We start from the raw sequence: 26405 nt of genomic DNA, 5'->3' as shown, positions 1-26405 counted from the left end.
ATGATCGCCTTCACGTTCTTGGTCTGCTCGTCGTTGAGGTCGATGCGGGACTGGGTGCCCTGCACGCCGTGCGGGATGAGGGTGGCGGTGTCGAGCGTGGTGGTCTGGGTGGTGGCGGTGTCGCGCACCACGGCGGCGGTGTCGCTCTGGTGGTTGAGGGGGCCGGCGGCCAGGCCACCGGCGACGGTCAGACCGGCGATACCGAGGATGCTCTTACGCAGGATCGTGTTCATGAGAGGGCTCCGTTCGGGGGTCGACGCACACCCGGGGGGTGGGGTGCGCGGCACCGTCAGGCGCACTGAGGTCTTGGGGGATCCCGCCCGCACGCCGGGAAGGCCGTGCCGGGGGGCATCTGCAACGACCGGCCTGCCGGGACCATTCCCGGGGGCGGTCCGCGCGTCGTCGGGAGCGTCGCGCTGCTGCGGTCGTACACCAGATACAACGCCCCCGCCCGGTCACCGATTCCGCCCGGCGGGTGTCCCCGACCACCCCGAAACCGGACGCTCGGCGCCCATCGGCCGCGCCCGCACCTTGCCGGCTCGCGCCGCCCTGGCCGGCTCACGTCGAGCCTGAGGCCGACCGGGCGCGGTGTCCGGTTTGTCGCCGAAGGCACGCGGAGAGCGGACCGGGCACGGCGGTCGTGGCGGGACGATCGTCCGGCGACCGCACCGCCTAGGGTGGTCAGCGTGGCAACCCTTCTGCTTCTGCGACACGGCCGCACCACCGCCAACGCCGACGGTGGCCTGGCCGGCCGGCAACCGGTCGAGCTGGACGACACCGGGCGGGGGCAGGCGACCGCGGTCGGTGCACGGCTCGCCGGGCTGCCGCTGGCCGCGGTGGTGTCCAGCCCGCTGATCCGCTGCCGGCAGACACTCGAACTGGCGCTGCCGACCGCCGAGCCGGTGCTCGACGAGGGGTTCATCGAGTGCGGCTACGGCGCCTGGGAAGGGCAGTCGCTGAAGAAGCTGGCGAAGGAGCCGCTCTGGCCGGTGGTCCAGCAGCACCCGAGCGCCGTCGCGTTCCCGCAGGGGGAGTCGATGGCCGCGATGTCGGCGCGGGCGGTCGCGGCGGTACGCGCGTGGGACGCCCGGGTCACGGCCGAGCACGGGTCCGAGGCGGTCTGGCTGGCCTGCAGCCACGGCGACGTGATCAAGGCGATCGTGGCGGACGCACTCGGCGTACACCTGGACCTCTTCCAGCGGATCGTGGCCGACCCGGCGTCGGTGACCGTGATCCGCTACACGCCGCTGCGGCCGTTCCTGGTCCGGCTCAACGACACCGGCGGGGACCTGTCGGCGCTGGTCCCACCGCCGCGGCGACGTGGGCGGCGGTCGACCCGTGCCACCGGCTCGGACGCGCCGGTCGGTGGCGGCGCCGGCGCGGCGGGATGAGGGCGGCCGGGCGGTCCGTTGCGCTCTGGGCGGATTCGGCGTCGGTGGGCTGCACGGTGCTTCCGCGCGCCGGATAGGGTCGTGGGTATGACGCACCAGGTGCACGCCTTCGAGCCGCCGGAGCGGTTCGTCGCCGGTACGGTCGGCCCGCCGGGGGAGCGCACGTTCTTCCTCCAGGCGCGTGGCGGCGGCCGGCTGGTCAGCGTGTCGCTGGAGAAGGTCCAGGTGTCCCTGCTCGCCGAGAAGCTCGAGGAACTGCTCACCGAGGCGCAGCGCCGCTTCGGTGTGCAGCTGCCGGAGGCGGTCACCACGGTGACCGGTGACAACGAGCCGCTCGACACCCCGGTCGACGAGGAGTTCCGGGTCGGCACCCTGGGTCTGGCCTTCGACGTGGACACCGCGACCGTGGTGATCGAGGCGATCGCCGTGGGTGAGGCCGAGGTCGAGACCGACCTGGGCGAGGCGGAGGACGACGTCGACGAGGACCCGGAGGAGCCGGACGCCGACCTCGACCGGCTGCGGGTGCGGTTGACCCCCGAGGCGACACGCGAGTTCATCGAACGCGCCAAGCGGGTGGTCAGCGCCGGCCGTCCCCCGTGCCCGCTGTGCGGCCAGCCGCTCGACCCGGCCGGGCACCTCTGCCCCCGGCACAACGGCTATCACCGGTGACCTCGTCGGAACTGCAGCCCCGACAGGACGGCGCCGAGGCGCTGCGGCTGCTCACCGACGGTGAGCTGACCCTGGAGGGGCGGCTCGTCGACGCCTCCAACACCACGCTGCGCGCGGTCATCGCCCGCGGTGACGTCACCGCCCGCTGCGTCTACAAGCCGGTACGCGGTGAGCGCCCGCTGTGGGACTTCCCGGACGGCACGCTCGCCGGCCGGGAGGTGGCGGCGTACCTGGTCTCCCGGGCCACCGGGTGGGACCTGGTGCCGCCGACGGTGCTGCGTGACGGCCCGCTCGGTCCCGGCTCCTGCCAGCTCTGGATCGACGAGCCGGCCGACGCCGAGCCGCTCGTCGGTTTCGTGCCGGCGCAGGCGGCGCCGCCGCGCTGGCTGCCGGTCGCCGCGGCCCGCGACGACGACGGTGCGGCGTACGCGCTGGCGCACGCCGACGACCCCCGGCTGGCCCGCCTGGCCGTCCTCGACGCGGTGATCAACAACGCCGACCGCAAGGGCGGACACCTGCTCGTCGGCCCGGACGACCGGCTCTACGGGGTGGACCACGGCGTGAGCTTCCACGTGGAGGAGAAGCTGCGTACCGTGCTCTGGGGTTGGGCCGGCCGCGAACTGCCGCCGGACGCGGTGGAGATGCTCGACGGCCTGGCCGGGCAGCTGCGCGGGCCGCTCGGCGACGAACTGGCCGAGCATCTGACCCTCGGTGAGCTGGCCGCGCTGGCGGAACGGGTCCGGCGGCTGCGCGAGACCGGCCGGTTCCCGCTGCCGTCACAGGACTGGCCGGCGATGCCCTGGCCGCCCATGTGAGCGGTTGTCGCGTTGATCACGTGCGGGGCGGCAACCGAGTGCCTGACGGGTCGTTAGGCTGGCGGTCATGGAGTCTTGGGCGGGACACGAGGTGCCACGGCTGCCGGGTGCGGGCGCGACGCTGAGGTTGTACGACTCGGCGCGCCAGGGTGCCCATCCCAGCCGGCCCGAGAGTGCCGCGTCGATGTACGTCTGCGGCATCACCCCGTACGACGCGACCCACCTCGGCCACGCCGCCACCATGATCACCTTCGATCTGGTGCAGCGCATGTGGCGCGACGCCGGCCTGGACGTGCGGTACGTGCAGAACGTCACCGACATCGACGATCCGCTGCTGGAGCGCGCCGCACGCGACGGTGAGGACTGGAAGGTCCTGGCCATGCGGGAGACCGCGCTGTTCCGGGAGGACATGGAGGCGCTGCGGATGATCCCGCCGGCGCACTACGTCGGCGCGGTCGAGTCGATCCCGGAGATCGCCGAGAAGGTCCTCGTGCTGCTCAAGGACGGTGCGGCGTACCGCCTCGACGACGGCACCGGCGACGTCTACTTCGACATCTCCGTCGCGCCGCGGTTCGGCTACGAGTCCAACCTGTCCCGGGAGCAGATGGTGCCGTTGTTCGCCGAGCGCGGCGGCGACCCGGAGCGCCCCGGCAAGCGGGATGCGCTGGACCCGCTGCTGTGGCGCGGCGCCCGCGAGGGCGAGCCGTCCTGGCCCGGCGGCGACCTGGGCCCCGGCCGTCCCGGCTGGCACATCGAGTGCGCCGTCATCGCGTTGAGCCTGCTCGGCGAGCGGATCGACGTGCAGGGCGGCGGCAACGACCTGATCTTCCCGCACCACGAGTGCTCGGCCGCGCACGCCGAGCGGCTGACCGGTGCGGCGCCGTTCGCCGACCACTACGTGCACGCCGGCATGATCGGCCTGGACGGCGAGAAGATGTCCAAGTCGCGGGGCAACCTGGTCTTCGTGTCCCGGCTGCGGGCCGACGGGGTCGACTCGACGGCGGTGCGGTTGGCCCTGATGAGCGGGCACTACCGGGCCGACCGGTCCTGGACGGACGCGCTGTTGACCGAGGCGCAGGAGCGGCTGGGCCGCTGGCGGCGGGCCGTCGCCGCGCCGGCCGGGCCGTCGGGGGCGGCGCTGCTCGCGCAGGTACGTGAGCGGCTCGCCGACGACCTGGACACGCCTGGCGCGTTGGCGGCGGCCGACCGGTGGGCCGCCGCCGCGCTGGACGGGGTCGCCGACGACGCGCAGGCGCCGGCGCTGTTCGCCGACACGGTCGACGCCCTGCTCGGCATCCGCCTGTAAGGAAGGGCCCCTTGTTAACGCCTGCGGTAGAGCAGGGGCCCCTGCTTAACACTTCCTGACCATCCCGCCCGGCCGGTCCGGGGCCGGCCACGCCCGCGGCCGGCGCGGGTGGCTCAGCCGAGGACGAGGCCCGGGTCCGGGTCCTGCTCGGGAGCCGGTGCGGGGATCCTGTACTCCTCGGTGAGCGTGGTCATGGGGCCGGGCCAGGTGGCCTGGGCGACCTCGATCGGCTTGTGCTGCTCGTCGTAGGCGACGTGCAGCAGGTGCAGCACGGGCGTGTCCGGGCGGATCTGGAGCACCTCCGCCTCCTCCCGGCTGGGCTGGCGGGCGCTGATGGTGTCGGTGGCGGTGGCGTACCGCCGGCCGGTGGCCTCCTCGGCCTCCTGGTAGAGCGGCCGACCGAACGCCTCGGTGCGCTCCAGCGAGGTGCCGGCGCTGTCGGCGGGCAGGAACCACGAGGCGCCCACCTCGACCGGGGAGTCGTCGGTGCGTACCAGGTGTCGGCGGCAGAGCAGGTCGGTGCCGTCGGCGACGCCGAACGCGTCGGCGACCTCGGGCGGGGCGGGGGCGCGGCCGACCGAGACGAGTTGCTGGCGGTATCGGGCGGCCAGGTCGGTGTGGTAGCCGCGGAAGCCGCCGTACCGGCCGCGGGCCAGCCGGTTGAGCCGGCGCCGGGTGCCCCGGACGTACGTACCGGAGCCGGGTTTGGTGATCAGGATGCCCTCGACCCGCAGTTGGTCGACGGCGCGTTGCACGGTCTGCTTGGCCACCCCGAACATCTCGGCGATGGCCGGGATGGACGGCAGTCGCTCGCCGGGCGCCCAGTCGCCGCGGCGCACCTGGGCCTTGAGCTGCGCGGCGATCTGCCGGTGCGGGAACTCGGCGGCGCCGGGGTTGATCTGCATACCCGCCTCCTCAGGACAGCTAGGTTCCTAGGATGCCTTAGAGGGTGTGAGCGCGCCACCCCGGACACGCCCGAAGCCGGGTCCGGAAAGGACCCGGCTTCGTGAGAAGCGACAGCGGAACTACAGCGGAACTACCAGGAGCCGGCGGTCGGGCCGGCGGAGCCGCCGCGACGGCGCAGGTACTTCTCGAACTCCTGGGCGATCTCGTCCCCGGTCAGCGGGGTGATACCGGCGTCGCCGACGCGTTCCTCCAGCTCACGCACGTACTCGCCGAGTTCGGCGTCCTGCTCGGCGGCGCTGCGCACGCGCTGCTCCCACTCCGCGGCCTCCTCTGCCAGGTCGGCCATCGGCACGGGCAGGTCGAGGACCTCCTCGACCCGGTGCAGCAACGCCAGCGTGGCCTTCGGGCAGGGTGGGTTGTTCGCGTAGTGCGGCACGTGCACCCAGAACGACACGGCGTCGACCTCGGCCTTGGTGCATGAGTCGTGCAGCACACCGACGATGCCGGTGGGGCCGTCGTACCGGGTGGGGGTGAGGTGGTAGCGCTTGGCCGCGTCGGCGTCCGACGCGCTGCCGCTGATCGGCAACGGCCGGGTGTACGGCACGTCGGCCAGCAACGCGCCGAGCAGCACCACCCGCTCCACCTCCAGGCTGTGGCAGATCTCCAGCACCTGCTCGCAGAACGTACGCCAACGCATGCTCGGCTCGATGCCGCGGATCAGCACCACGTCCCGCTCGGTGCCCTCCGGGCTGGCCACCATGAACCGCGTGGTGGGCCACTCGACACGGCGGGTCTCCCCGTCGGCCATGGTGATGGTCGGGCGGCTCACCTGGAAGTCGTAGAAGTCCTCCGGGTCCAACTCGGTCACCTGCCGGGCCTGCCAGACCTGCTCCAGGTGCTCCACCGCGGCGGTGGAGGCGTCGGCGGCGTCGTTCCAGCCCTCGAAGGCCGCGATGGCAACCGGCGAGCGCAGCACCGGCAGCCCGTCGAACTCGGTCACGCCGTCACCTCACCCTGCTCGTGGGGGGCGGTCCCGCCCCGTCGCGCGGTCGCATCCCTGTTGTCCTTCACGTCCGCCAGCCTACGTGCCGCCGCGGGAGCCGGCCCGTCGGCCGCGCCGGTCGCCGGCCCGGACCACCCGGCCGAGCCCGCGCAGAGGCGCCGGCCGCCGCGGCGGGCAGTATGTGGGAAGCCCCGCTTCGGGGAGCACTCCCGCGCCCACGCGCATTAACCTGGGTCACGTGCCTATTTCGTTGCGTGACCTTCTGGCGGATCGGATCCTGATCGCGGACGGGGCGATGGGGACGATGCTCCAGGCCGCCGATCTCACCCTGGACGACTTCGACGGCCTTGAAGGCTGCAACGAGATCCTCAACCTCACCCGGCCGGACGTGGTTCGCGGCGTGCACGACGCCTACCTCGACGCCGGCGCGGACTGCGTGGAGACCAACACGTTCGGCGCGAACCTGCCCAACCTCGCCGAGTACGGCATCGCCGGGCGGATCCGGGAGTTGTCCGAGGCGGCCGCGCGAATCGCGCGGGAGGCCGCCGACGCGTACACCACGCCGGAGTGGCCCCGGTTCGTGCTCGGCTCGATGGGTCCGGGCACCAAGCTGCCCACGCTCGGCCACGCGAGCTACGCCTCGCTGCGCGACGCGTACCAGGACAACGCGGCCGGCCTGATCGCCGGCGGCGCGGACGCGCTGATCATCGAGACCTGTCAGGACCTGCTCCAGGTCAAGGCGGCGGTGGTCGGATCGAAGCGGGCCCGTGCCGAGGCGGGCCGGGACGTGCCGATCATCTGCCAGGTGGCCGTGGAGACCACCGGCACCATGCTGCTGGGCAGCGAGATCGGCGCCGCGCTGACCGCGATCGAGCCGCTCGGGGTCGACCTGATCGGCCTGAACTGCTCCACCGGCCCGGCCGAGATGGGCGAGCACCTGCGCTACCTCGCGCGGCATTCGCGCATCCCGGTGTCGGTGATGCCGAACGCGGGCCTGCCGGTGCTGACCGCCGACGGGGCATATTTCCCGCTCGGCCCGGAGGAACTGGCCGACGCGCTGGAGCAGTTCGTCACCGACTACGGCGTGGGGCTGATCGGCGGCTGCTGCGGCACCACACCGGAGCACATCCGGGTGCTGGTGGAACGGCTGGGTGGCCGGGCGCCGGTGGCGCGGGATCCGAAGCCGGAGGCCGGGGTCTCCTCCATCTACCACCACGTGCCGTTCGCCCAGGACGCCAGCATCCTGATGGTGGGGGAGCGGACCAACGCCAACGGCTCGAAGGCGTTCCGCGACTCCATGCTCGCCGCCGACTGGCAGGCGTGTGTGGAGGTCGCCCGCGGTCAGGCCCGGGACGGCTCGCACCTGCTCGACCTCTGCGTCGACTACGTGGGCCGCGACGGCACGCAGGACATGCGGGAGCTGGCCGGCCGGTTCGCCACCGCGTCCACGCTGCCGATCGTGCTGGACTCCACCGAGCCGGCGGTGATCGAGGCAGGGTTGGAGATGCTCGGCGGGCGGTGCGTGGTCAACTCGGTCAACTTCGAGGACGGCGACGGCCCCGAATCGCGGTACGCCCGGGTCATGCCGGTGGTCAAGGAGCACGGCGCCGCCGTCGTGGCGCTGCTCATCGACGAGGAGGGCCAGGCCCGCACCCGGGAGTGGAAGGTACGGGTGGCCTGCCGGCTGATCGACGACCTGACCGGTCGTTGGGGGCTGCGCCGGGAGGACATCCTCATCGACGCGCTGACGTTCCCGATCGCCACCGGGCAGGAGGAGACCCGCCGCGACGGCATCGAGACGATCGAGGCGATCCGGGAGATCGCCGCCCGCTATCCGGGGGTCAACTTCACCGCCGGCATCTCCAACGTCTCGTTCGGGCTCAACCCGGCGGCCCGGCAGGTGCTCAACTCGGTGTTCCTGCACGAGTGCGCCCAGGCCGGGTTGACCTCGGCGATCGTGCACGCCAGCAAGATCCTGCCGATGTCGAAGATCCCGGACGCGCAGCGCGAGGTGGCGCTCGACCTGGTCTACGACCGGCGCCGCGAGGGCTACGACCCGGTGCAGCGGTTCATCCAGGCATTCGAGGGCGTGGACGCGGCGTCGGCGCGGGCCACCCGCGCCGAGGAGTTGGCCGCGCTCCCGCTGGAGGAGCGACTCAAGCGGCGGATCGTCGATGGGGAGCGCAACGGACTGGAAGCCGACCTGGACACCGCGATGACGCAGGGCCGCAGCCCACTGTCGATCATCAACGACCTGCTGCTGGACGGCATGAAGGTGGTCGGTGAGCTGTTCGGCTCCGGGCAGATGCAGCTGCCGTTCGTCCTCCAGTCCGCCGAGGTGATGAAGACCGCGGTGGCCTATCTGGAGCCATACATGGAGAAGGCGGACGACGCGGACGGCAAGGGCAGGATCGTCCTCGCCACGGTCAGGGGCGACGTGCACGACATCGGCAAGAACCTCGTCGACATCATCCTGTCCAACAACGGCTACGACGTGGTCAACATCGGCATCAAGCAGCCGATCAACGCGATCCTCGACGCGGCCGAGGAGCACCGGGCCGACGCGATCGGCATGTCCGGGCTGCTGGTCAAGAGCACGGTCATCATGAAGGAGAACCTGGCCGAGATGGCCTCGCGTGGCGTCGCCGAGCGCTGGCCGGTGCTGCTCGGCGGGGCGGCGCTGACCCGCGCGTACGTGGAGGACGACCTGCGGTCGATCTACCCGGGCCAGGTGCACTACGCCCGCGACGCGTTCGAGGGCCTGTCCCTGATGGACCGGGTGATGACGGCCAAGCGGGGCGGCGCGCCGGTGGTCGACCCGGAGCGGGAGGCCGCGTTGGCGGCCCGCCGCGAGCGGCGGGAGCGGCAGCGGGCCCAGGTCCGTGAGGCGCTGCCCGAACTGGACGACGCCACGGTCCGCTCCGACGTGGCCGCGGACGTGGCGGTGCCGACGCCGCCGTTCCTGGGCACCCGGGTGGTCAGGGGTGTGCCGCTCGCCGACTACGCGGCGCTGCTCGACGAGCGGGCCACGTTCCTGGGCCAGTGGGGGCTGCGCGGCGCCCGCGGCGGCAAGGGCCCGTCGTACGAGGAACTGGTGGAGACCGAGGGCCGGCCCCGGCTGCGTTACTGGCTGGACCGCCTGATCTCCGACCAGGTGCTGGAGGCAGCCGTGGTGTACGGCTACTTCCCGGCGTACTCCGAGGGCAACGACCTGGTGGTGCTGGACGAGAACGGGCACAGCGAGCGGGCCCGGTTCTCCTTCCCCCGCCAACGCCAGGAACGGCGGCTGTGCCTGGCCGACTTCTTCCGGCCCAAGGGCGACCAGCTCGACGTGGTGGCGTTGCAGTTGGTCACCGTCGGCCAGCCGGTCAGCGAGTACACGGCGAAGATGTTCGCCGCCAACGAGTACCGCGACTACCTGGAGGTGCACGGCCTGTCCGTGCAGCTCACCGAGGCCCTTGCCGAGTACTGGCACCGGCGGATCCGGGCCGAGCTGGTGCTGCCCGGCGGCGGGACGGTCGCCGATGACGACCCGGCAGACCTGGCCGGCCTGCTGCGCACCGACTACCGGGGCTGCCGGTACGCGTTCGGCTACCCCGCCTGCCCCGACCTGGAGGATCGGGCGAAGATCGTGGAGCTGCTGGGCGCGCAGCGGATCGGGGTGCAGTTGTCGGAGGAGTTCCAGCTCGTGCCGGAGCAGGCCACCGACGCGATCGTGGTCCACCACCCGGAGGCGAACTACTTCAACGCCAAGTGACGGGCGTGGCCGCCGTGAGCTCCGATTCAGGTCATCCTCCGGAGGGCCACTACGTCGCCCGCGACGTCTACGCCGCCCTACGGGCCGCCTTCGCCGCCTCGCCCCTTGAGCTCCACAGGAGCATCGGGACGGCTGAGGGCTGAGGGGTCGGGTACTGTCCGGATCATGCAGTGCTTCGCCGCTGGGCGCACCCGCTTCTGAGGGGCGGCTCGATCTGAGCCGCGAGTTGCCCTACCTGTGGATCAGGTCGGGCTGTTCGACACACCCTCAGACGATTGGCACCGAACATCATGAACCTACGTCCGTTTCGGTCATCCGACATGGAGTCACTGCTCGAACTGACCATCGCCACCTTCGGCCCGTTCTACGAGGACTCGTTCCGGTCGATCGTGGGCGACGCCATCCTGGCCAACCAGCATGGCACCTGGCGTGAGGACTACCGCGAAATGTGGGTCGCGCTGCATGACCCGCAGAACAACAAGCACGTTGTCGTCGCCGAGGACGGCGACACGCTCCTCGGATTTGCCGCATGGCGGCTGAACCCGGAGAAGCGCAGTGGTGAGATCGACATCATCGCCGTGGCGGCGGATCAACGCCGGCATCGCGTCGGCGCGACGCTGTGCACACACGCCTTCGAAGCGATGAAGCACGCTGGGGCCGAGGTCGTATCGATCGGCACGGGAGGCGACCGGTTCCATGACTCGGCCAGGGCGCTCTACGACAGTCTCGGCATGACCGCCATGCCCTTGGTCCACTACTACATGGCCCTCTGACGGCGTACCGGTCGGCCGTCGACTGCGGCCGACCGGTATCCCGGTCTCCGGAGGTCGAGTCGTCCGCTTCGATCGACTACGCGATGTCATTCACGACACGTTCAGCGACGGCTTGTACCTGCCGGGGTGTAGGCGGTCGGGATGCCGGGTACCTCGCGCCGGACCCCTTACCCCTGCCCAGGAGGACACCATGACCGTCGTACTCGCCGTTGTCTGCAGCGACGGGGTGGTGATCGGCGCGGACTCCCAGATCACCGAGAGTGACCGCGGTCTGAGTTTCCCCGCCCAGAAGCTGCACCCGCTTGGCGACTGCGCCGCCTGGGGCGGAAGCGGCGCGCGGGGAGTACTCAACGACCTGCGCCCCCTCCTGCAGGACTCGGCCACCGCCATCCTCGAAGCACCCGACATCGGCGACGAGTTGCAGGAGCGCGTCCTGCCGGTGTTCAAGAAGCACTACGCGAACTACATCCCGGACGTGCCCGGCGAGGGCAGCGGCGGCGGGGTGTCGGCGTACCTGCTCGCGGCCGGCTACAGCCAGGGCGGGCCGTGGATCGTGGAGATCAACCCCAATGGGCTCATCGGCCGCTACGAGGACGTGGGTTTCCACGCCATCGGCTCCGGCGCGGCCATGGCTCAGCAGGCCGGCGCGCTGCTGTCGCACTTCCGGATGATCACGCGCCCCGTCGAGTACGGCGTGGTGGGCATGGTGCGGGTGCTGGAGGCGCTGGAGCGGACCTCGCCGTCGGTCGGCGCGCCGTTCAGCGTCGCGTGCATCCGCGAGGAGGGCGCCCACCACCTCGACGAGAAGGAGATCGCCAAGGCACTGAAGGACGCCCAGCGTTGGCGCGACCTCGAACAGGAAGCGCTCGACCGGCTGTTCGACTGACGCCGGCCGGCTCGGCTGTCGCGCCGGTCTGGTCAGTGGTGGGGCTGGGGAGCACCGCGATGCCGACGGAGCCCGAACCCAGATCGGTGCCGCTGCGACCGATGCCGGACTGGTAGACGAAGGCACCGAAGCCGGCGTCGGCGGCCAGCCCGAGAAGGATCGCGCCCGGCGTACGGTCCGTATCGAAGTTCCCGAACGTTATGGATCGAACCCTGTGGACCGAAGTATTCTGCGTCCGGCCCAGGCTTTCCGGTCGGTCGACTCAGGGTGAGTGGGCGTCGCTGTCGTGGCAGCATGCGGCGGTGACCTTCGATGATGACCGTTACCTGGATGCCTTCGTCGCCTACAGCAGGGGGGCGCCACTTTGTTCGGCTCGACGTCGAAGTGCCAGCGGAGACCCTGACGGAAGGGTTGGCCGGTCCCGATGACGACGTGCCGCACGGCTCGTTGTGGTTGTCCGCGGACCGGGCGGAGGCGCTGGCCGGCTCGTTGCTCAGTTGCGCGGCGGTGGTCAGGGAGCAGAGCCGCGGAACATGTTCGGGATGACCGCCCGAACCCGGTAGACGAACGGTGCGTATGGTCGGGCGCGTGACCACCGACGACGATCGAGCCCGCCTCGCCGTGCAGCTCACGGCGCTACCGGTCCGCGAACTCGTGGATGTCATGCGACGGGTCCTGCCGCACTACACCGAGGACGAGGCCGGTATCAGATCGGTGTTGGTCCTGGCTACCGCGACCGTTGACGAGGACTCACCGTACGTGCCTGACCTGGCGCTCGTCGCATGGCCTGACCGGGATCACCACAACGGTGGCCTCGGAGCTGACCAAGGACTGTGGAACGAAGCCGAATGCGCGAGGTGCGAGACCACCGTGACCTCGAACGCCAAACGCGGATTCTGCCCGGTGTGCGGCTCCAGGTGCGGCCTTACCTGATTCGGGCTGCGCCCGCCGTCACCCGACCGCGAGACCACGCCCGCGCGACCGCGCTCGCCACGGTGGCGTCAGTCGGTCCGGGGACGCAGGCTCCGCGCGACGGCGGGGATCATCACCGCCGCCGGGATCAGGTGCAGCCCGATGAGCGTGACCGTGGTCGCGGTGGTGGCCCCGACCAGCCACGGCGGGACCATCGAGAGCGCGGTAAGCGCCGCCGCCATCCACACGAACCGCTCGGCGGGGCGCGCGTTCCATCGCAGCAGGGCGGCGGCGATGACGACGCCCACGAGCGAGAAGAAGCCGGTCACCACGGCGAACCCGCCCAACGGGATCGCCTGCCCGCCGTCGGGGATCTGGAAGTCGACGCCGGCGGCGCGGGCGAGCGCGGCGGCGAGGGTGGTGGCCGCCATCGCGGCGGGCGTGGCGACGACGCCGGTGACGGCGAGCCGGCGGAACCGGTGCGGACGGCTGGCCCGGCCCGCTGCGGGGCCTGCGGCGACCTTGCTGGTCATGTCGATCCTCCATGGCTCGGGGGCGGGCGGGCGGACGCACGCGGGCGCTACGGCGTGCCGTCTGTCGGCAGCCGCTGCGGCAGCCCGAGTCGTGGGAACTGGTCGGCGTGGAACGTGATGATCTCGGCGATCGCCCCACCGGTGATGCGCAGGGCGTCGACGGTCAGCGGCAGGTACGCGCCCTCGCCCTCCTGCCACAGGTAGAACGCGACGGTGGGCTGCCGGTTCACTGCGGTGGGAACGGCGCGCAGGCTGCCCAGGCTTTCGAAGCCGTCGGCGATCCAGTCGTCCACCACCGCGTCGCGGCCGATCTGCAGGCCCGGCGTGGGCGGCATCGAGCAGCGCACGTCGTCGCGCAGCATGGCGGCGAGGCCGGCGACGTCCTTGGCGATGCTGGCGTCGGTGAACCGGCGTACCAGCTCGCGGGTCCGGGTGTCCGTGTCGTCGCCGGTCCAGTCCTGCCGCTGCGCGGGCAGGTGCTCCCGCATGCCGGCTCGGGCCCGCTGCAACGCGCTGTTCACCGAGTTGACGGTGTCGCCGAGCAGGTCCGCCACGTCCTTCGCCGGCCAACCGAGCACGTCCCGCAGGATCAGCACGGCCCGTGGGCGCGGCGCGAGGTGCTGGACCGCGACCAGGTACGCCAGCTCGATGGTCTCCCGCGCCACGGTGGCCGTTTCCGGCTCGTCCGCGCCGGGGGCGGGCAGCTCGTCGAGCAGCCGGTCGGGGTAGGGCTGCAACCAGGGGACCTCACCGCCGGTCGCGGGCTCCGGACGGCACCTGGCGAGCAGGTCCAGGCAGGCGTTCGTGGCGATCCGGTACAGCCAGGCCCGGAACGTGGACCGTCCCTCGAACGTCTCCCGCCGCCGCCAGGCGCGCAGGAACGTCTCCTGCACGGTGTCCTCGGCGTCCTCGAACGACCCGAGCATGCGGTAGCAGTGCACGTGCAGTTCCCGCCGGTGCCGCTGCGCCAGCCCCGTGAACGCCGGTTCGTCGACCTCGCCCAGATCACTCACGCCCAGCTCCTGCAGTCGCGTGTCCGCACCCATCACGTCATCCTTCCGTCCCGTCGTGGTCCTGACGTACATGTGACGGGTGCGGGCCGGGAAACTCATCACCGCGGCGTCGTGACGCGCGATCCGGGAGGGTGCCCGGCGGTACTACGGTGTGTGCCGTGCAGTTCTCGATCGACCGCGACTCGGTGTGTATGGGCGACGACGTCGCCTCCCACCGTGTGACTCTCGACGTGGACCCCGACCGGACTCTTGGGTCGCTCCTGGCGCAGGCGCTGCGCGAATACCGCCTGGCCTCCGTCGCGGGCGAGGTCTCCTGGATCGCCGAGGTGACCTACGGCGGCTACCGGCGCGACGAGCACGGCGTCGTGCAGTCACCGTGGAGCCACGGGCTCGCGCTCCTGCACGTGCCGTATCCGGTGGCCGAGACGACCGTGATCCCGTTGAGCGACCACTTCCTCGCGATGCCGTTGCGGGAGATGGCGCGGCGGGCCGGCGGGGGCGAGGTGACGGTGGAGTTCCGCTATCTCAGCGAGGGTGTCCGCCAGCGTCCGGAGCAGTTCGTCGCCCGCTACTCCTGACGTCCGGTGCGGCGCGGGGGTCAGCTCGCCCGTGGGGCGTACATGATGACGGCGACGCCGACCAGGCAGATGGCCGCGCCGGCCAGGTCGTAGCGGTCGGGCCGGAACTTGTCGACCACCATGCCCCAGGCGAGCGACCCGGCGACGAAGACGCCACCGTAGGCGGCGAGGATCCGCCCGAAGTTCGGGTCCGGCTGGAACGTGGCCACGAACCCGTAGGCGCCGAGCGCGATCACCCCGGCGGCGATCCACAGCAGCCCGCGGTTCTCCCGCCACCCCTGCCAGACCAGCCAGGCGCCGCCGATCTCGGCGAGCGCGGCGACGAGGAACAGCAGGATGGAACGGGCGACCGTCATGCGTCAGACCGTAGCGAAACCGGCTCCGAGCCCGACCCGGGGGACGGACGGCCTGGTCCACCGGGACGCTGTGCGGCCTTCACCACCCGCAGCAGGGTGACGGTCTCAGCCGGGTAGAGGCGGTGTCCACCCGGCGACCGCCGGGGCTCGGCGAGCAGCCCGCGCCGCTCGTAGTAGCGCAACGTCTGCACGGTCACCCCGACCGCGTCGGCGAGCTGGCCGCTGCGCAGGTCCTGCCCGTCCATCACCGGCCCCGCACGGCGGCGGCCCGTTCGGCCAGGGCATCGAGTACGCCGGCGTGGGCCGCCGGAACCCGGATGTCGAGTGTCAGCGCGTGGCCGGCCGGCCGGGTGAGGTCGAAGGTGAAGAAGGAACAGCACGCCGACTCGCGGGCGACCACGTCCCGCAGTGCCGCTTCGGCGCTGCCGTCCAGGCGTAGCCGCAGATGTCGGGTGGACAGCCGGTCGACGTCGCGCAGCGCGTCGTGGAAGAGCCTGTCGAACTCGGCCAGCCGCAGCGGCCGCTCGGCGGTCGGCAGGGTGCAGGCGTCGGGCGCCCAGGAGTCGCTCACCCGTCGACGGTAAGCCTGTACCCGGGTACCGGATGCAAGTGCCGACACCGCAGACGGTGGACGCAGCCGCGAACGCGGCTCCCGGTCGGGGCCGGGTGGCGCCGTCAGGACCAGCGGAGCACGTAGATCAGGTCCGGGCCGTCCTCGCCCGGTGTGTCGAGGTGCGCGGCCCGGTGCAGCCCGGCGCGTTGCGCGACCCGCCGGGAGGCGACGTTTTCCGGACGGACCCGGGCGACGACCGGCAGCCCGGGTCGGTGGGCCGCGGCCCAGCGCACCACCGCGGTGGCCGCCTCGCCGGCCACGCCGTCACCCCATCCGGCCGGGTCGAGGCGGTAGAACAGGTTGAGTACGTCACGATCGTGCAACCGCATGAGTTTCAGGCCGCAGAAACCGAGCGGCAGGTCGTCGCGGCGCACGCTCCAGTAGCCGAAGCCGTGCCGCCGCCAGTGCTCGTCCCAGCGTCGGAAGCGTTCCTCCGCCTCGGCGCGGTCCCGCAGCAGGTCCGATGGGTTGTGCGCGCAGGCGCGCGGATCGGTGTGCAGGGCGTGCAGCAGGTCGATGTCCGGGTGGGCCGGCCGGCGCAGGACCAGCCGCGCCGTGGTCAACTCCTCGTCCGCGCGCATCGTGGCATTGTCCGCGCCGGCCGGGCGGCCCGTCCAGGCGCGCCGCCTGCCCCGTCCGGCCACCTGCCGAATACGGCTGTGCCGCCCGGCCCGCCCGACTACCGTCACCGGAGGGCGGGTCGGCGCCGCGTCCACGCCCGCGCCGTCGGATTGACGTGGTGGAAACGTCCGAGGGCGAGCATGGGTACGACGAAAGGGGCGGACATGACCGACGAGGTGACGTCGCAGGTCCCGCCGGACCCGGCTCCCGTGCCGACCACACCCACCGGCACCGGGCCGGTCGGGCCGCCGAGCAGCCTCGACCTGTGGGCGCGCGCCCAGATGTTGCACCGCTGCTTCGGCGACGACGACGGTGAGCCGCACATCATGCGCGGCCTGGACTGACCGAGGCCGGCGGGGTCGGTCCGCAGGTGATGGGCTGATGTCGGCGGCGCGCTCGTCGGTCGGCGGCGAGCCGACCTGGGTGTTCCACGGTGGCCGGTGGGGCCTACACTCCCGGCGGTGACTCGCCGATCGGTTCTCCTGACCCTGACTGCCGCGTTCGGCGTCGTCCTGCTGGCCGTGTGCGGCGGCGTGTTCTGGATGGTGCGTTCGAGTGGGGCGCAGGAGGGGGACTGCGCGGCCCGGATCGCCGCCGAGGAGGCGGAAATCCACACCGACCGCCGGTGGGACGCCCAGGACGTGCCCGGGATCGGCGCGTACCCGGAGATCCACTGGCAGGTCGACCACCCCAGCTTCGCCTGTTCCCGTGCCCCCGGCCCGACCGACCGGCGCTACCAGGCCGTGGTGCGGCTGGCCGACGCCGACGCGCGTGCCCTGAGCGCCGCGTGGGCGTGGACGCCGGTGGCCGGCACGGCGCCCGAGGTCTGGCCGGGCCTGACCGCGTACGTGCCCGACGGTGTGCGCTGGCACCGCAGCGTCGACCGGGACGCCGCGGGCGGCCCGGAGCTGCGCTTCGACCCGCAGCGGTCCCTGGTGCTGTTCACCGTCGCCCAATCCTGACCGGCGTCTCCCGGCGGCGGTTGAGTGCCGGTGAGCATCACCGGGGCCTGCCGGGGGTACTGCGGTGGCACGTGCGTGACAGTCGGGAGGTGTGCGGTGGGGGACGGGGCGCGACGCCGGCGGCGGGGGCCCCTGGCCGGGCTGGTGGTGGCCGCCCTGGTGGCGGCCGGCTGCATGGGCGGCGGCGGTTGGGAGCAGGGCGAGCCGCAGCAGCCCGCGCCCCGGCAGAGCGGGCAGCCCGCGTCGACGCCGGAGGCGGAGACCACCCGGGCGGACGGCACCACGAGCGTCGCCGAGTTCCAGAAGGACATCCAGGACGCCCGGCGATCGGCCGAGCAGTACTGGGCGGCGCAGTTTCGGGCCTCCGGAGAGCGGTTCCGACCGATCCGGCGGTTGGTGCCGTACACCCGCGAGGGTGAGGTGTCCTGCGCCGGGCAGGGGCTGCCGCGCAACAACGCCGTGTACTGCTCGGCCGGCGACTTCATCGCCTACGACGTGAACTGGTCGGTGGCGGCGTTCCGGCGCATCGGCGACGCGTTCCTGTTCTACCTGCTGGGCCACGAGTACGCCCACGGCGTGCAGGTGCGCCTCGGCATCCGCTACAACTTCACCATCCAGCAGGAGTTGCAGGCCGACTGCATGGCCGGGGCGTACCTGGGTGACAGCGTCCGCTCCCGCACGTTGACGTTGGACGACGGGGACCTGGAGGAGTTCCGGGAAGGGCTGCTGGCGGTCGGCGACGACCCGGACCAGCCGTGGTTCGCCGAGGGTTCGCACGGCACCGCCGAGCAGCGCGCCGACTCGTTCTTCCGCGGCTACGAACGGTCGTTGGACGCCTGCGACCTCGGCTGAGCGCCGGCGCGGGCGGGCTGGCAGGATCGACGGGGTGCGCGTACCGAAGGAAGCTCCGCTGAGTGGCCCACATCCCGCTGCCGTGCTCTTCGACATGGACGGCACCCTGGTCGACAGCGAGAAGCTGTGGGACGTCGCCCTGCAGGAGCTGGCCGCCGTGTACGGAGGCACCCTGTCCGACGAGGCCCGGCGGGCGATCGTCGGCACCGGGATGGCGGACGCCATGCGGATCGTGCACGACGACCTGGGCCAGCCGGAGCGGGACGTGGGAGCCAGCGCCGACTGGATCAGCGTCCGGATCCTCGACCTGTTCCGTACCGGGCTGCGGTGGCGTCCCGGCGCGCTCGCCCTGCTGCGGGCGGTACGCGCCGCAGGCATCCCCACCGCGCTTGTCACCTCCAGCGGCCGGTCCCTGGTCGAGGTGGCCCTGGACACGTTGGGCCGGGACAGCTTCGACGCCGTGGTCTGCGGGGACGAGGTGGGTGCGGCCAAGCCGCACCCGGAGCCGTACCTGACCGCCGCGCGTCTGTTGGGTGTGCCGGTGGAGCGGTGCGTGGCGATCGAGGACTCGCCGACGGGCGTGGCGAGCGCGTTGGCGGCCGGGGCGGCGGTGCTGGCCGTGCCGGCGGAGGTGCCGCTGCCGGCGACCGACGGCGTGCACCAGGTGGACAGCCTGACGGCCGCCGATCTGGAGTTGCTGACCGCCCTGCTGAGCCGTTAGGAAGGGTCCCTTCTTATCGCCCAGGCGATAAGAAGGGACCCTTCCTTCACTCACTCGTGGGCGATGGCGCCCAGGACGTTGATCCGCGCGGCGCGGATCGCCGGCAGCACCGCGGCGACCACGCCGATGATCGCGGCCAGGACCAGGAACGTCACCATCTGCCCCCAGGGCAGGATCAGATCGGTGATGCCCTCGTCCCGCAGTGCCTCCACCACGGCCGCGCCGAGGCCGGCGCCGACCACCACGCCGAGCAGCGCGCCGAAGATCGAGATGACCACCGCCTCGACCGTGATCATCCGCATGGTCTGCGCCCGGCGCAGGCCGATCGCCCGCAGCAGACCCAGCTCGCGGGTCCGCTCCAGCACCGACAGGGCGAGCGTGTTGATGATGCCCAGCACCGCGATCACGATGGCCAACGCCAGCAGGATCTGGATCATCTGCAGCAGGGAGTCCAGCTGGCTGGTCTGCTGCTTGATGAACGCGGCCCGGTCGGCCACCGACACCTCGGGGCTGTCCGCCAGCAACCGCTCGACCTGCGGGCGCACCGCGTCGACGGACGTGCCCGGGGCGAGCTGGACGAAGCCCTGGATGGGTTGCGGGATGGCGAAGTCCACCGCCGCCTGCGGGGGCAGGGTCACCGGGTTGGTCAGCTGCGAACTTACGTAGATGCCGCTGACCGTGTAGGTGCGGGCCTCGCCGCGGGACAACTGCACCGGCACGGTGGAGCCGACCGACAGGTTGCGGGCCTTCGCGGTGTCCTCGTTGACCAGCATCTGGCCCGGGGCCAGTCGGCTGATGTCACCGGCGACGGCCTTCGCCCCGAAGATGGCCTGCAACGCGGCGACGTTGCTGGGTGCGGCCACCCAGGTGCGCTCGCCGCCCACCACGGCCATGTCGCCGTACTCGCCGTCGACGAGCCGCACCCCGGGGATCGCGGCCGTCCGCTCCAACACCGCCGGGTCGAAGGTCGCCGGACGCGCCCCGGACGACGGACCGGCGATCACCAGCTCGGCCTTGATGGTGTCCTCGGCCAGGGCGCCGATGCTGCCCTTGGCCGAGTCGAGGATCACGGTCACGCCGGTCACCAGGGCGATGCCCACCATCAGCGCCGCCGCGGTGATCGCGGTCCGGCGCGGGTTGCGCCCGGAGTTCAGCCGCCCCAGCTTGCCCGGCACCGACCAGGAGAAGAGCATGCCGAGCAGCCCGACCACCGGCCGACTGATCAGCGGCGTCAGCAGTGCCACGCCGATGAACGTGAACAGCACCCCGCCGAGGATGGTGGCCAGGGTGTTGCCGCGGACGTGCCCCCCCAGGCCGAGGAAGAGCAGCACCGCGCCGATCCCGGTGACCACCGCGCCGCTGACGGTCACCTTGGTCAGCGGCCGGTCCGGCGTGGCGACGTCCTGCATCGCGGCGATCGGCGGGATCCGCGAGGCGCGCACCGCCGGCAGCAGCGCCGCGAGCACCGTGATCAGCATGCCGACGGCGAACGCGCCGATCACCGCCGACGCCGGTACACCCAGCCCGGCCAGGGTGAGCCCGCCGGCGAGCTGCCCGAACAGGTACGCCAGCAGCGCGCCCACCCCGATGCCGGCGGCGAGCCCCAGCACCGAGGCGATCAGGCCGACCGCGAGGGCCTCCAGCACCACCGAGCCGATGACCTGCCGGCCGCTCGCGCCGATGGCCCGCATCAGGGCCAGCTCACGGGTGCGCTGAGCCACGATGATCGAGAAGGTGTTGAGGATCAGGAACGTGCCGACCAGCAGCGCCACCGCGGCGAAGCCCAGCAGGATCTTGTTGAAGAACGACAGCCCCTCCTTCAGGCCGGCCGAGGCGTCGTCGGCGAGTTGCTCGCCGGTCTTCACCTGGTAGTCGGCGCCGAGGGTGCGGGCCACCTCGTCCCGCAGCGCCTGCGGCGTGGTGCCGTCGGTGGCCCGCACGCTGACGCTGCTGAACACGTCCGGCTTGCCGAGCATCAACTGTTGCGCGACCGGGGTGGTGAAGCAGATCTCGTTGGCACCGCCGATCGAGTCCCGGCCGCCGCTGTAGCCGAACACGCCGACCAGCGTGAACTCCTTCTTCGGCACCAGGGTCAGCACGCCGACCCGGTCGCCGACCCGCACGCCGGCGGCCTTGGCCAGCGCGGCGTTGACCACGATCTCGTCGTCCGCCTGCGGCGGACGACCCTCGCGCATGGTCAGCAGGCCGCTCTCACCGGGCCAGTTCTCGCCAAGCTGCGGCGGGCCGAACGAGGTGACCGCCTTGCCGTTGCTGCCGATCAGGCGGGCACCGTCGGCGGCGACCACGCCCTGAGCGTCCGCGACACCCGGGATCGCCTTCACCCGGTCGAGCAGGGCGGCCGGCACCGAGGTGCTCACCGGCGCGCCCCCGGTCATGGACGCGTCGATCTTCGGCTTGGCCTCGACGCTCACGTCGAGTTCGGAGTAGGCGTCGGCGAAGACCGAGTCGAAGGAACGCCCCAGCGTGTCGGTGAGCACGAACGCGCCGGAGACGAACATCACGCCGAGCACCACCGCCAGGCCGGACAGCAGCAGGCGCAGCTTGCGCGCCAGCAGGCTCTTCAGGGTCGCCCGCAGCATCAGTTGCCCACCTCGACCGGGGCGTCCAGCTTCTTCATGGTGTCCAGGACCGTCTCGGCGGTCGGCTCGATCAGCTCCGAGACGATCTGCCCGTCGGCGAGGAAGACCACCCGGTCGGCGTACGCAGCCGCGTTCGCGTCGTGGGTGACCATCACGATGGTCTGGCCGTGCTCGCGTACCGAGTCGCGCAGGAACCCGAGCACGTCGGCGCTGGAGCGGGAGTCCAGGTTGCCGGTCGGCTCGTCCGCGAAGATCACCTCGGGACGGGAGACGAGCGCCCGCGCGCACGCCACCCGCTGCTGCTGACCGCCGGAGAGCTGCGCCGGGCGGTGCCCGAGGCGATTCCGCAGGCCCACCGTGTCGATCACCGTGTCGTACCAGGCGGGGTCGGGCTTGCGTCCGGCGATGGACAGGGGCAGCAGGATGTTCTCCTGTGCGGTCAGCGTGGGCAGCAGGTTGAACTGCTGGAAGATGAAACCCACCTTGTCCCGGCGAAGCTTGGTCAGGCCGGAGTCGTTGAGGCCGGTCACGGTCGTGTCGCCGATCAGCACGGTGCCCTTGGTGACCGTGTCCAGGCCGGCCAGGCAGTGCATCAACGTCGACTTGCCGGAGCCCGACGGCCCCATGATCGCGGTGAACCGGCCGCGTTCGAACTCGGCGCTGACCCCCCGCAGCGCGATGACCTGCGCCTCGCCGCTGCCGTACACCTTCCACACGTCGTTCGCCCGGGCTGCGGCCTGGGGCTCGCGGCCTACCGTCGCGGTCACGTCCATCTACCTCTTCCGTCCGTCTGCTGATCCGCACCGCCCCCGCTGGCCGGTGCGGCCGATCCCATCCTGGGGGCGCGGAGTCGGAAATCCCTCCGCCCACGGATGGAACCTCTGCCGATCTTTCGGTGCGGGTCGACCCCGACACGACCTCAGGGTGACTCTCGGGCCGGCCGCCCGACCCGACGCGGAAATCCCACCTCCCGCAAGGGTCAACACGCCAGCTTCATTGCTGGTCACGGTAGGTGAGTGGCGCCACCTCACCCGCGCTCCGGACCAGGCCCGTCTCGTACGCGAGCACGACCGCCTGCACCCGGTCGCGCAGACGGAGCTTGGTCAGCACGTGCCCGACGTGGGTCTTGACCGTGGTCTCACCGACCGACAGCGCCCGGGCGATCTCCGCGTTGGACAGTCCCCGGGCCACCTGCGTGAGCACCTCCCGCTCCCGGTCGGTCAGCAGGTCCAGCGCCTTCGCCGGGGTGGCCGACGGGTCCGGCAGCAGGTGGGCGAAGCGGTCCAGCAGCCGGCGCAGGACGCGCGGGGCCACCACCGCCCCGCCGGCGGCCACCGTGCGGATCGCCGCGATCAGGTCCGCGGCCGGCAGGTCGCTGGTGAGGAAGCCACTCGCACCGGCACGCAACGCCCCGACGACCTGCTCGTCCTGCGCGAACGCGGCGAGGATCAGCACCCGTACCGGCAGCCGGGCGGACACGATCGCACCGGTCGCGGCGATCCCGTCGCGTCGCGGCATCCGCAGGTCCATGAGCACCACGTCCGGCAGCAGCCGCCGGGCCAGTTCCACCGCCTCCACACCGTCACCGGCCTCGCCCACGACGTCCAGGCCGCCCTCGGCGCCGAGCACCGTCCGGAGGCCGGTACGCAGCAGTGGCTGCTCGTCGGCGAGCAGGACCCGCACCGGTCGGGACGCGACGCCGTCGGTCATGGATCCCCCTCGTCGTCCGGGGCGGGGTCGGGCCGCCGGCCACGCCGCGCACACGGCCGGTGCCGGACCGGTTCCGCCCCGACCACCGTAGGGGGCGACAGGTGTCCGCGCGCCCCGCGGGGCGTGCCGGTCCCGCAGGGTGGCCGCCCCGGTCGAGGTGCGTCGGCGTGACCGAGAGGCGCCGTCCGAGGCCCGGCCCGGGTGTGCGGGCTCCGCCGGGTGTGCCGGCCCTGGCCCGGGTGTGCGGGCTCCGCCGGGTGTGCCGGCGTCGGCGCGTCAGCCGGGGGCCGGCGCTCCGGCCGGGGTCACTCGTCGGCGCCGGGGGTCGCCGGGCGGGACCGGGCGTCCACGAGCGGGTCGGGCGCGGCGACGGCCACCGGGAACGGCGGCGGCGTCCCGCCGAAGGTCGGGCACCGCGCCTGGTGGCTGCACCAGTCGCAGAGCCGACTCGGGCGGGGACGGAAGTCCTGCCGGGCGGTGGCCTGCTCGATCGCCCGCCACAGCGCCACCACCGTGCGCTCGAAGCGCACCAGTTCCTCGGCGTCCGGTGCGTAGTCGCAGATCTCGGCGTCCTTGAGGTAGAGCAGGCGCAGCACCCGCGGCACCACCCCCCGGGTGCGCCACAGCACCAGGGCGTAGAACTTCAACTGGAACAGCGCCCGCGCCTCGAACGCCTCGCGCGGCGCTCCGCCGGTCTTGTAGTCCACCACCCGCAGCGCGCCGTCGGGCGCCACGTCGAGCCGGTCGAGGTAGCCCCGGATGAGCAGCTCGCCGTCGACCACCGCGGAGATCAGCGCCTCGCGCTCGGCCGGCTCCAGCCGGCGTGGGTCCTCGACCGCGAAGTAGCCCTCCAGCAGCGCCGCCGCCGAGCGCAGGAAATCCTCCCGCCCGGCCGTGTCGCCGTCGGCGAACAGCGTGGCCAGCTCCGGCTCCTCGGTGACCAGCCGGTCCCACTGCGGGGTGACCAGGTCACCTGCCGACTCCGGGGTGCGTGCCGTCGCCGGCAGGTCGAACAACCGCTCCAGCACGGCGTGCACGAGCGTGCCCCGGGCCTGCTCGACCGTCGGGCGTTCGGGCAGCCGGTCGATGCTGCGGAACCGGTAGAGCAGCGGGCAGGTCTTGAAGTCGGCCGCCCGGGACGGCGACAGGGAGGCCCGCACCGTGACCGGCACCGGGGTCGCCGTGTCGTCGCCGTGGGTGTCGATCACCTGGTCCGCCGTCATGCCCGGAAGGTTAGGCCACGCGTGTGACAGAGCCGACGTCGCCGCACCGGAGCATGATCGGCGGCGCGTAGCATCGGGCCGGTGCGACAGCGGAGCCGACCACCGCGCCGGCCGGGGCTCAGCCTCGGCCGGGTCTTCGGGGTGCCGCTGCGCGCGAACGCCTCGATGCTGCTGCTCACCGTCGTGGTCACCGTGCTGTACGCGGGACTTGCCCGCCGCCAGCTCGACCTCGGCCCGCTCGGTGGCTACCTGGTCGGCCTCGCCTTCGTGGTGTCGCTGCTCGGCTCCGTGCTGCTGCACGAGCTCGGGCACGCGTTGACCGCGCGCCGGTACGGCATCGGTGTGCGGGGGATCACGCTGGAGTTGCTCGGCGGCTACACCGAGATGGACCGGGACGCGCCCACCCCGCGGGTCGAGTTGCTGGTCTCGCTGGCCGGCCCGGCGGTGTCCGCCGTGCTCGGCGCCGGCGCGGTCGCCGCCACCCTGGCCCTGCCCGCCGGCACACTCGGCCACCAGCTCGCCTTCCAGCTCGCGGTCTGCAACGTTGTGGTGGCGGTCTTCAACAGCCTGCCGGGCCTGCCGCTGGACGGCGGGCGGGCGCTGCGCGCCGCGGTCTGGGCGTTCACCCACGACCGGCACCGGGGCACCGTGGTGGCCGGCTGGGTGGGGCGGGCGGTCGCGCTGGCCACGGTGGCCCTGGTGGTGGCGCTCACCCTGCGTCGGGCGCTGGCCCCGCTGGCCCTGCCGCTGCTGCTGCTCGTCGCGTTCACGCTGTGGCGCGGCGCCGGCCAGTCCATCCGGCTGGCGCAGATCGGCCGCCGGCTGCACCTGGTCGACCTGGCCCGGCTGGCCCGTCCGCTGCTGCCGGTGCCCAGCGGCACCCCGCTGGCCGAGGCGCAGCGCCGTCGCGACGACGCCGCGCGCCCGGACGCGGCGTTGGCCGTGGTCGACTCCGCCGGCCGTACCGTCGCCCTGGTCGACCCGGCGCGCGCCGCCGCCGTTCCGCCGGACCGGCGGCCGTGGCTCGCGGTGGACGAGGTGGCCCGTGAGCTGGCCGCCGTGCCGAGGCTGCCGCTCGCCGCGGACGGCGAGCAGGTCCTGGAGACCGTGCGGACCCACCCGGGCGCGCAGTACGTGGTGACCGCAGGCGAAGATGTGGTCGGCGTGCTGCACATTGCGGATCTCGCCCAGCTCCTGGAACCCGAACGGAAGACGAACACGTGACCGCAGAGAACCCCACCGCCCCGGCGTTGCCCCCGGTCCACCGGGGGCCGTTCTGCACCGGCGACCGGGTCCAGCTGACCGACCCGAAGGGCCGGATGCACACCGTGACGCTGGAGCCCGGCAAGGAGTTCCACACCCACCGCGGGATCCTCCAGCACGACACCCTGATCGGCCTGCCCGACGGCAGTGTGGTCACCACCGCCGGGGGCGGCACCGCGTTCCTGGCGCTGCGGCCGCTGCTGTCGGACTACGTGCTCTCCATGCCGCGCGGCGCCCAGGTGATCTACCCGAAGGACTCGGCGCAGATCGTCGCCATGGGCGACGTCTTCCCCGGGGCCAAGGTGCTGGAGGCCGGCGCCGGCTCGGGCGCGCTGTCCTGCTCGCTGCTGCGGGCCGTCGGCACCGAGGGCGAGCTGCACTCCTACGAGCTGCGCGACGACTTCGCCCAGATCGCCCGGCGCAACGTCGAGGCGTTCTTCAACGGCCCGCACCCGGCGTGGCGCCTGCACGTCGGCGACGTCGCGCAGTGCGCCGAGACCGGCTTCGACCGGATCATCCTCGACATGCTCACCCCGTGGGAGATGCTCGACATGGTCGAGCGGGCGCTCGTGCCCGGCGGCGTGCTGATCGGCTACGTGGCCACCACGCCGCAGCTGTCCGAGTTGGTCGAGGCGCTGCGCGAGCGCGGTGGCTGGACCGAGCCGCGCGCCTGGGAGTCGTTGGTCCGCGACTGGCACGCCGAGGGCCTGGCGGTCCGCCCGGACCACCGGATGATCGCCCACACCGCGTTCCTGGTCTCCGCGCGCAAGCTCGCCCCCGGGGTCACCGCGCCGCCGCGCCGGCGTAAGCCCAGCAAGGGCGCCGAGGCGTACGCGCAGCGCCGGGACGCCCTGCGCGCCGCCGCGGCGGCCCGGTCGGCGGAGGAACCCGGACAGCCCTGACCCCCGCCGCGCGGGGGCGCGCACACGGGCGGATCATGTC

At 72.6% G+C, this 26405-nt stretch carries 27 protein-coding genes and 1 pseudogene; 15 read left to right on the top strand and 13 right to left on the bottom strand.

What is annotated here, in order from left to right:
• Positions 1–233 (bottom strand): annotated as a pseudogene (locus tag ACLQ2X_RS25620) (hypothetical protein); the annotation flags it as partial.
• 444 nt (positions 234–677) lie between these two features.
• Between ACLQ2X_RS25620 and ACLQ2X_RS25615 the strand changes: the two are divergent.
• From ACLQ2X_RS25615 to mshC, 4 genes are all read left to right on the top strand, one after another.
• On the top strand, positions 678–1391 hold the full coding sequence (locus ACLQ2X_RS25615) for an MSMEG_4193 family putative phosphomutase (RefSeq protein WP_425683630.1): 714 nt from the start codon (positions 678–680) through the stop codon (positions 1389–1391).
• 87 nt (positions 1392–1478) lie between these two features.
• The gene (locus ACLQ2X_RS25610; RefSeq protein ID WP_425683629.1) at positions 1479–2060 is read left to right on the top strand and encodes a DUF3090 domain-containing protein; all 582 of its coding nucleotides are present in this window, start codon (positions 1479–1481) and stop codon (positions 2058–2060) included.
• Complete coding sequence (locus tag ACLQ2X_RS25605; RefSeq protein ID WP_425683628.1) at positions 2057–2875, top strand: SCO1664 family protein; 819 nt, start codon at positions 2057–2059, stop codon at positions 2873–2875. The genes ACLQ2X_RS25610 and ACLQ2X_RS25605 overlap by 4 nt, the downstream gene beginning before the upstream one ends.
• 67 nt (positions 2876–2942) lie before the next feature.
• A complete protein-coding gene (mshC, locus tag ACLQ2X_RS25600; RefSeq protein ID WP_425683627.1) occupies positions 2943–4181 on the top strand; it encodes a cysteine--1-D-myo-inosityl 2-amino-2-deoxy-alpha-D-glucopyranoside ligase in 1239 nt (412 codons plus the stop codon).
• A 113-nt stretch (positions 4182–4294) separates the two neighbouring features.
• On the opposite strand, the gene ACLQ2X_RS25595 is transcribed toward mshC, so the two are convergent.
• Both ACLQ2X_RS25595 and ACLQ2X_RS25590 read right to left on the bottom strand, forming a co-directional pair.
• Positions 4295–5086: a GntR family transcriptional regulator gene (locus ACLQ2X_RS25595; RefSeq protein WP_425683626.1), complete on the bottom strand. Its 792-nt coding sequence runs from the start codon at positions 5084–5086 to the stop codon at positions 4295–4297.
• A 131-nt stretch (positions 5087–5217) separates the two neighbouring features.
• Positions 5218–6087 carry a PAC2 family protein gene (locus ACLQ2X_RS25590; protein ID WP_425683625.1) on the bottom strand — a complete coding sequence of 290 codons (870 nt, stop codon included), beginning with the start codon at positions 6085–6087 and terminating at the stop codon, positions 5218–5220.
• 241 nt (positions 6088–6328) lie between these two features.
• Between ACLQ2X_RS25590 and metH the strand changes: the two genes are divergently transcribed.
• From metH to ACLQ2X_RS25570, 4 genes are all read left to right on the top strand, one after another.
• Positions 6329–9847 (top strand): methionine synthase, encoded by a 3519-nt coding sequence (gene metH / locus ACLQ2X_RS25585; protein ID WP_425683624.1) that lies wholly within the window; start codon positions 6329–6331, stop codon positions 9845–9847.
• Positions 9848–10167: 320 nt separating this feature from the next.
• Complete coding sequence (locus ACLQ2X_RS25580; protein ID WP_425683623.1) at positions 10168–10620, top strand: GNAT family N-acetyltransferase; 453 nt, start codon at positions 10168–10170, stop codon at positions 10618–10620.
• A gap of 190 nt (positions 10621–10810) precedes the next feature.
• Entirely contained in the window at positions 10811–11506 is a 696-nt protein-coding gene (locus ACLQ2X_RS25575; RefSeq protein ID WP_425683622.1) for a proteasome protein, read from the top strand.
• Positions 11507–12094: 588 nt separating this feature from the next.
• Positions 12095–12439 (top strand): hypothetical protein, encoded by a 345-nt coding sequence (locus ACLQ2X_RS25570; RefSeq protein ID WP_425683621.1) that lies wholly within the window; start codon positions 12095–12097, stop codon positions 12437–12439.
• A 68-nt stretch (positions 12440–12507) separates the two neighbouring features.
• On the opposite strand, the gene ACLQ2X_RS25565 is transcribed toward ACLQ2X_RS25570, so the two are convergent.
• Both ACLQ2X_RS25565 and ACLQ2X_RS25560 read right to left on the bottom strand, forming a co-directional pair.
• The gene (locus ACLQ2X_RS25565) at positions 12508–12951 is read right to left on the bottom strand and encodes a DUF6069 family protein (RefSeq protein WP_425683620.1); all 444 of its coding nucleotides are present in this window, start codon (positions 12949–12951) and stop codon (positions 12508–12510) included.
• A gap of 47 nt (positions 12952–12998) precedes the next feature.
• Entirely contained in the window at positions 12999–13997 is a 999-nt protein-coding gene (locus ACLQ2X_RS25560; protein WP_425683619.1) for an RNA polymerase subunit sigma-70, read from the bottom strand.
• 125 nt (positions 13998–14122) lie between these two features.
• Here ACLQ2X_RS25560 and ACLQ2X_RS25555 point away from each other — a divergent pair, with 125 nt between their 5' ends.
• Complete coding sequence (locus ACLQ2X_RS25555; protein ID WP_425683618.1) at positions 14123–14542, top strand: hypothetical protein; 420 nt, start codon at positions 14123–14125, stop codon at positions 14540–14542.
• Positions 14543–14562: 20 nt separating this feature from the next.
• Here ACLQ2X_RS25555 and ACLQ2X_RS25550 read toward each other — a convergent pair whose 3' ends face one another.
• The 4 genes from ACLQ2X_RS25550 to ACLQ2X_RS25535 all read right to left on the bottom strand — a co-directional run bounded on the left by ACLQ2X_RS25550 (position 14563) and on the right by ACLQ2X_RS25535 (position 16092).
• Positions 14563–14898, bottom strand: a complete 336-nt coding sequence (locus ACLQ2X_RS25550) for a YnfA family protein (RefSeq protein ID WP_425683617.1) — start codon at positions 14896–14898, stop codon at positions 14563–14565.
• Positions 14895–15143, bottom strand: coding sequence for a MerR family DNA-binding transcriptional regulator (locus ACLQ2X_RS25545; RefSeq protein ID WP_425683616.1), 249 nt, complete (start codon positions 15141–15143; stop codon positions 14895–14897). The genes ACLQ2X_RS25550 and ACLQ2X_RS25545 overlap by 4 nt, the downstream gene beginning before the upstream one ends.
• Positions 15143–15469, bottom strand: a complete 327-nt coding sequence (locus ACLQ2X_RS25540; RefSeq protein ID WP_425683615.1) for a hypothetical protein — start codon at positions 15467–15469, stop codon at positions 15143–15145. Before ACLQ2X_RS25540 ends, ACLQ2X_RS25545 begins: the two co-directional genes overlap by 1 nt.
• Before the next feature lie 104 nt (positions 15470–15573).
• The gene (locus ACLQ2X_RS25535) at positions 15574–16092 is read right to left on the bottom strand and encodes a GNAT family N-acetyltransferase (protein WP_425683614.1); all 519 of its coding nucleotides are present in this window, start codon (positions 16090–16092) and stop codon (positions 15574–15576) included.
• A gap of 204 nt (positions 16093–16296) precedes the next feature.
• Between ACLQ2X_RS25535 and ACLQ2X_RS25530 the strand changes: the two genes are divergently transcribed.
• The 4 genes from ACLQ2X_RS25530 to ACLQ2X_RS25515 all read left to right on the top strand — a co-directional run bounded on the left by ACLQ2X_RS25530 (position 16297) and on the right by ACLQ2X_RS25515 (position 18667).
• Entirely contained in the window at positions 16297–16476 is a 180-nt protein-coding gene (locus tag ACLQ2X_RS25530; protein ID WP_425683613.1) for a hypothetical protein, read from the top strand.
• A gap of 117 nt (positions 16477–16593) precedes the next feature.
• Positions 16594–17094 (top strand): hypothetical protein, encoded by a 501-nt coding sequence (locus ACLQ2X_RS25525; RefSeq protein ID WP_425683612.1) that lies wholly within the window; start codon positions 16594–16596, stop codon positions 17092–17094.
• Positions 17095–17190: 96 nt separating this feature from the next.
• Complete coding sequence (locus ACLQ2X_RS25520; RefSeq protein ID WP_425683611.1) at positions 17191–17946, top strand: neutral zinc metallopeptidase; 756 nt, start codon at positions 17191–17193, stop codon at positions 17944–17946.
• 82 nt (positions 17947–18028) lie between these two features.
• Positions 18029–18667 carry an HAD family hydrolase gene (locus ACLQ2X_RS25515; protein WP_425683610.1) on the top strand — a complete coding sequence of 213 codons (639 nt, stop codon included), beginning with the start codon at positions 18029–18031 and terminating at the stop codon, positions 18665–18667.
• Between the two features lie 50 nt (positions 18668–18717).
• Here the strand turns inward: ACLQ2X_RS25515 and ACLQ2X_RS25510 are convergent, their stop codons facing one another.
• The 4 genes from ACLQ2X_RS25510 to ACLQ2X_RS25495 form a co-directional block, all read right to left on the bottom strand.
• Positions 18718–21267 carry an ABC transporter permease gene (locus ACLQ2X_RS25510; RefSeq protein WP_425683609.1) on the bottom strand — a complete coding sequence of 850 codons (2550 nt, stop codon included), beginning with the start codon at positions 21265–21267 and terminating at the stop codon, positions 18718–18720.
• On the bottom strand, positions 21267–22034 hold the full coding sequence (locus ACLQ2X_RS25505; protein WP_425683608.1) for an ABC transporter ATP-binding protein: 768 nt from the start codon (positions 22032–22034) through the stop codon (positions 21267–21269). The genes ACLQ2X_RS25510 and ACLQ2X_RS25505 overlap by 1 nt, the downstream gene beginning before the upstream one ends.
• Before the next feature lie 226 nt (positions 22035–22260).
• Complete coding sequence (locus ACLQ2X_RS25500) at positions 22261–22977, bottom strand: response regulator (RefSeq protein WP_425683607.1); 717 nt, start codon at positions 22975–22977, stop codon at positions 22261–22263.
• Between the two features lie 305 nt (positions 22978–23282).
• Complete coding sequence (locus tag ACLQ2X_RS25495) at positions 23283–24200, bottom strand: RecB family exonuclease (RefSeq protein ID WP_425683606.1); 918 nt, start codon at positions 24198–24200, stop codon at positions 23283–23285.
• 165 nt (positions 24201–24365) lie between these two features.
• Here ACLQ2X_RS25495 and ACLQ2X_RS25490 point away from each other — a divergent pair, with 165 nt between their 5' ends.
• Both ACLQ2X_RS25490 and ACLQ2X_RS25485 read left to right on the top strand, forming a co-directional pair.
• Positions 24366–25424 carry a M50 family metallopeptidase gene (locus tag ACLQ2X_RS25490; RefSeq protein ID WP_425683632.1) on the top strand — a complete coding sequence of 353 codons (1059 nt, stop codon included), beginning with the start codon at positions 24366–24368 and terminating at the stop codon, positions 25422–25424.
• Entirely contained in the window at positions 25421–26365 is a 945-nt protein-coding gene (locus tag ACLQ2X_RS25485) for a tRNA (adenine-N1)-methyltransferase (protein ID WP_425683605.1), read from the top strand. The genes ACLQ2X_RS25490 and ACLQ2X_RS25485 overlap by 4 nt, the downstream gene beginning before the upstream one ends.
• Positions 26366–26405: the final 40 nt, after the last annotated feature.

This window comes from Micromonospora sp. DT31, assembly GCF_049841795.1.
GTDB lineage: Bacteria > Actinomycetota > Actinomycetes > Mycobacteriales > Micromonosporaceae > Micromonospora.
Note: the sequence above shows the minus strand (reverse complement) of the source record. Positions and strands in the feature narration are given on the sequence as shown.

Excerpts from the sequence above, each read along its gene's own strand:
- ACLQ2X_RS25610 (WP_425683629.1), top strand. The coding sequence starts at position 1,479 with ATGACGCACCAGGTGCACGCCTTCGAGCCGCCGGAGCGGTTCGTCGCC.
- mshC (WP_425683627.1), top strand. The coding sequence starts at position 2,943 with ATGGAGTCTTGGGCGGGACACGAGGTGCCACGGCTGCCGGGTGCGGGC.
- ACLQ2X_RS25595 (WP_425683626.1), bottom strand. The coding sequence starts at position 5,086 with ATGCAGATCAACCCCGGCGCCGCCGAGTTCCCGCACCGGCAGATCGCC.
- ACLQ2X_RS25580 (WP_425683623.1), top strand. The coding sequence starts at position 10,168 with ATGGAGTCACTGCTCGAACTGACCATCGCCACCTTCGGCCCGTTCTAC.
- ACLQ2X_RS25575 (WP_425683622.1), top strand. The coding sequence starts at position 10,811 with ATGACCGTCGTACTCGCCGTTGTCTGCAGCGACGGGGTGGTGATCGGC.
- ACLQ2X_RS25565 (WP_425683620.1), bottom strand. The coding sequence starts at position 12,951 with ATGACCAGCAAGGTCGCCGCAGGCCCCGCAGCGGGCCGGGCCAGCCGT.
- ACLQ2X_RS25560 (WP_425683619.1), bottom strand. The coding sequence starts at position 13,997 with ATGGGTGCGGACACGCGACTGCAGGAGCTGGGCGTGAGTGATCTGGGC.
- ACLQ2X_RS25550 (WP_425683617.1), bottom strand. The coding sequence starts at position 14,898 with ATGACGGTCGCCCGTTCCATCCTGCTGTTCCTCGTCGCCGCGCTCGCC.
- ACLQ2X_RS25545 (WP_425683616.1), bottom strand. The coding sequence starts at position 15,143 with ATGGACGGGCAGGACCTGCGCAGCGGCCAGCTCGCCGACGCGGTCGGG.
- ACLQ2X_RS25535 (WP_425683614.1), bottom strand. The coding sequence starts at position 16,092 with ATGCGCGCGGACGAGGAGTTGACCACGGCGCGGCTGGTCCTGCGCCGG.
- ACLQ2X_RS25530 (WP_425683613.1), top strand. The coding sequence starts at position 16,297 with ATGACCGACGAGGTGACGTCGCAGGTCCCGCCGGACCCGGCTCCCGTG.
- ACLQ2X_RS25510 (WP_425683609.1), bottom strand. The coding sequence starts at position 21,267 with ATGCTGCGGGCGACCCTGAAGAGCCTGCTGGCGCGCAAGCTGCGCCTG.
- ACLQ2X_RS25500 (WP_425683607.1), bottom strand. The coding sequence starts at position 22,977 with ATGACCGACGGCGTCGCGTCCCGACCGGTGCGGGTCCTGCTCGCCGAC.
- ACLQ2X_RS25495 (WP_425683606.1), bottom strand. The coding sequence starts at position 24,200 with ATGACGGCGGACCAGGTGATCGACACCCACGGCGACGACACGGCGACC.
- ACLQ2X_RS25490 (WP_425683632.1), top strand. The coding sequence starts at position 24,366 with ATGCTGCTGCTCACCGTCGTGGTCACCGTGCTGTACGCGGGACTTGCC.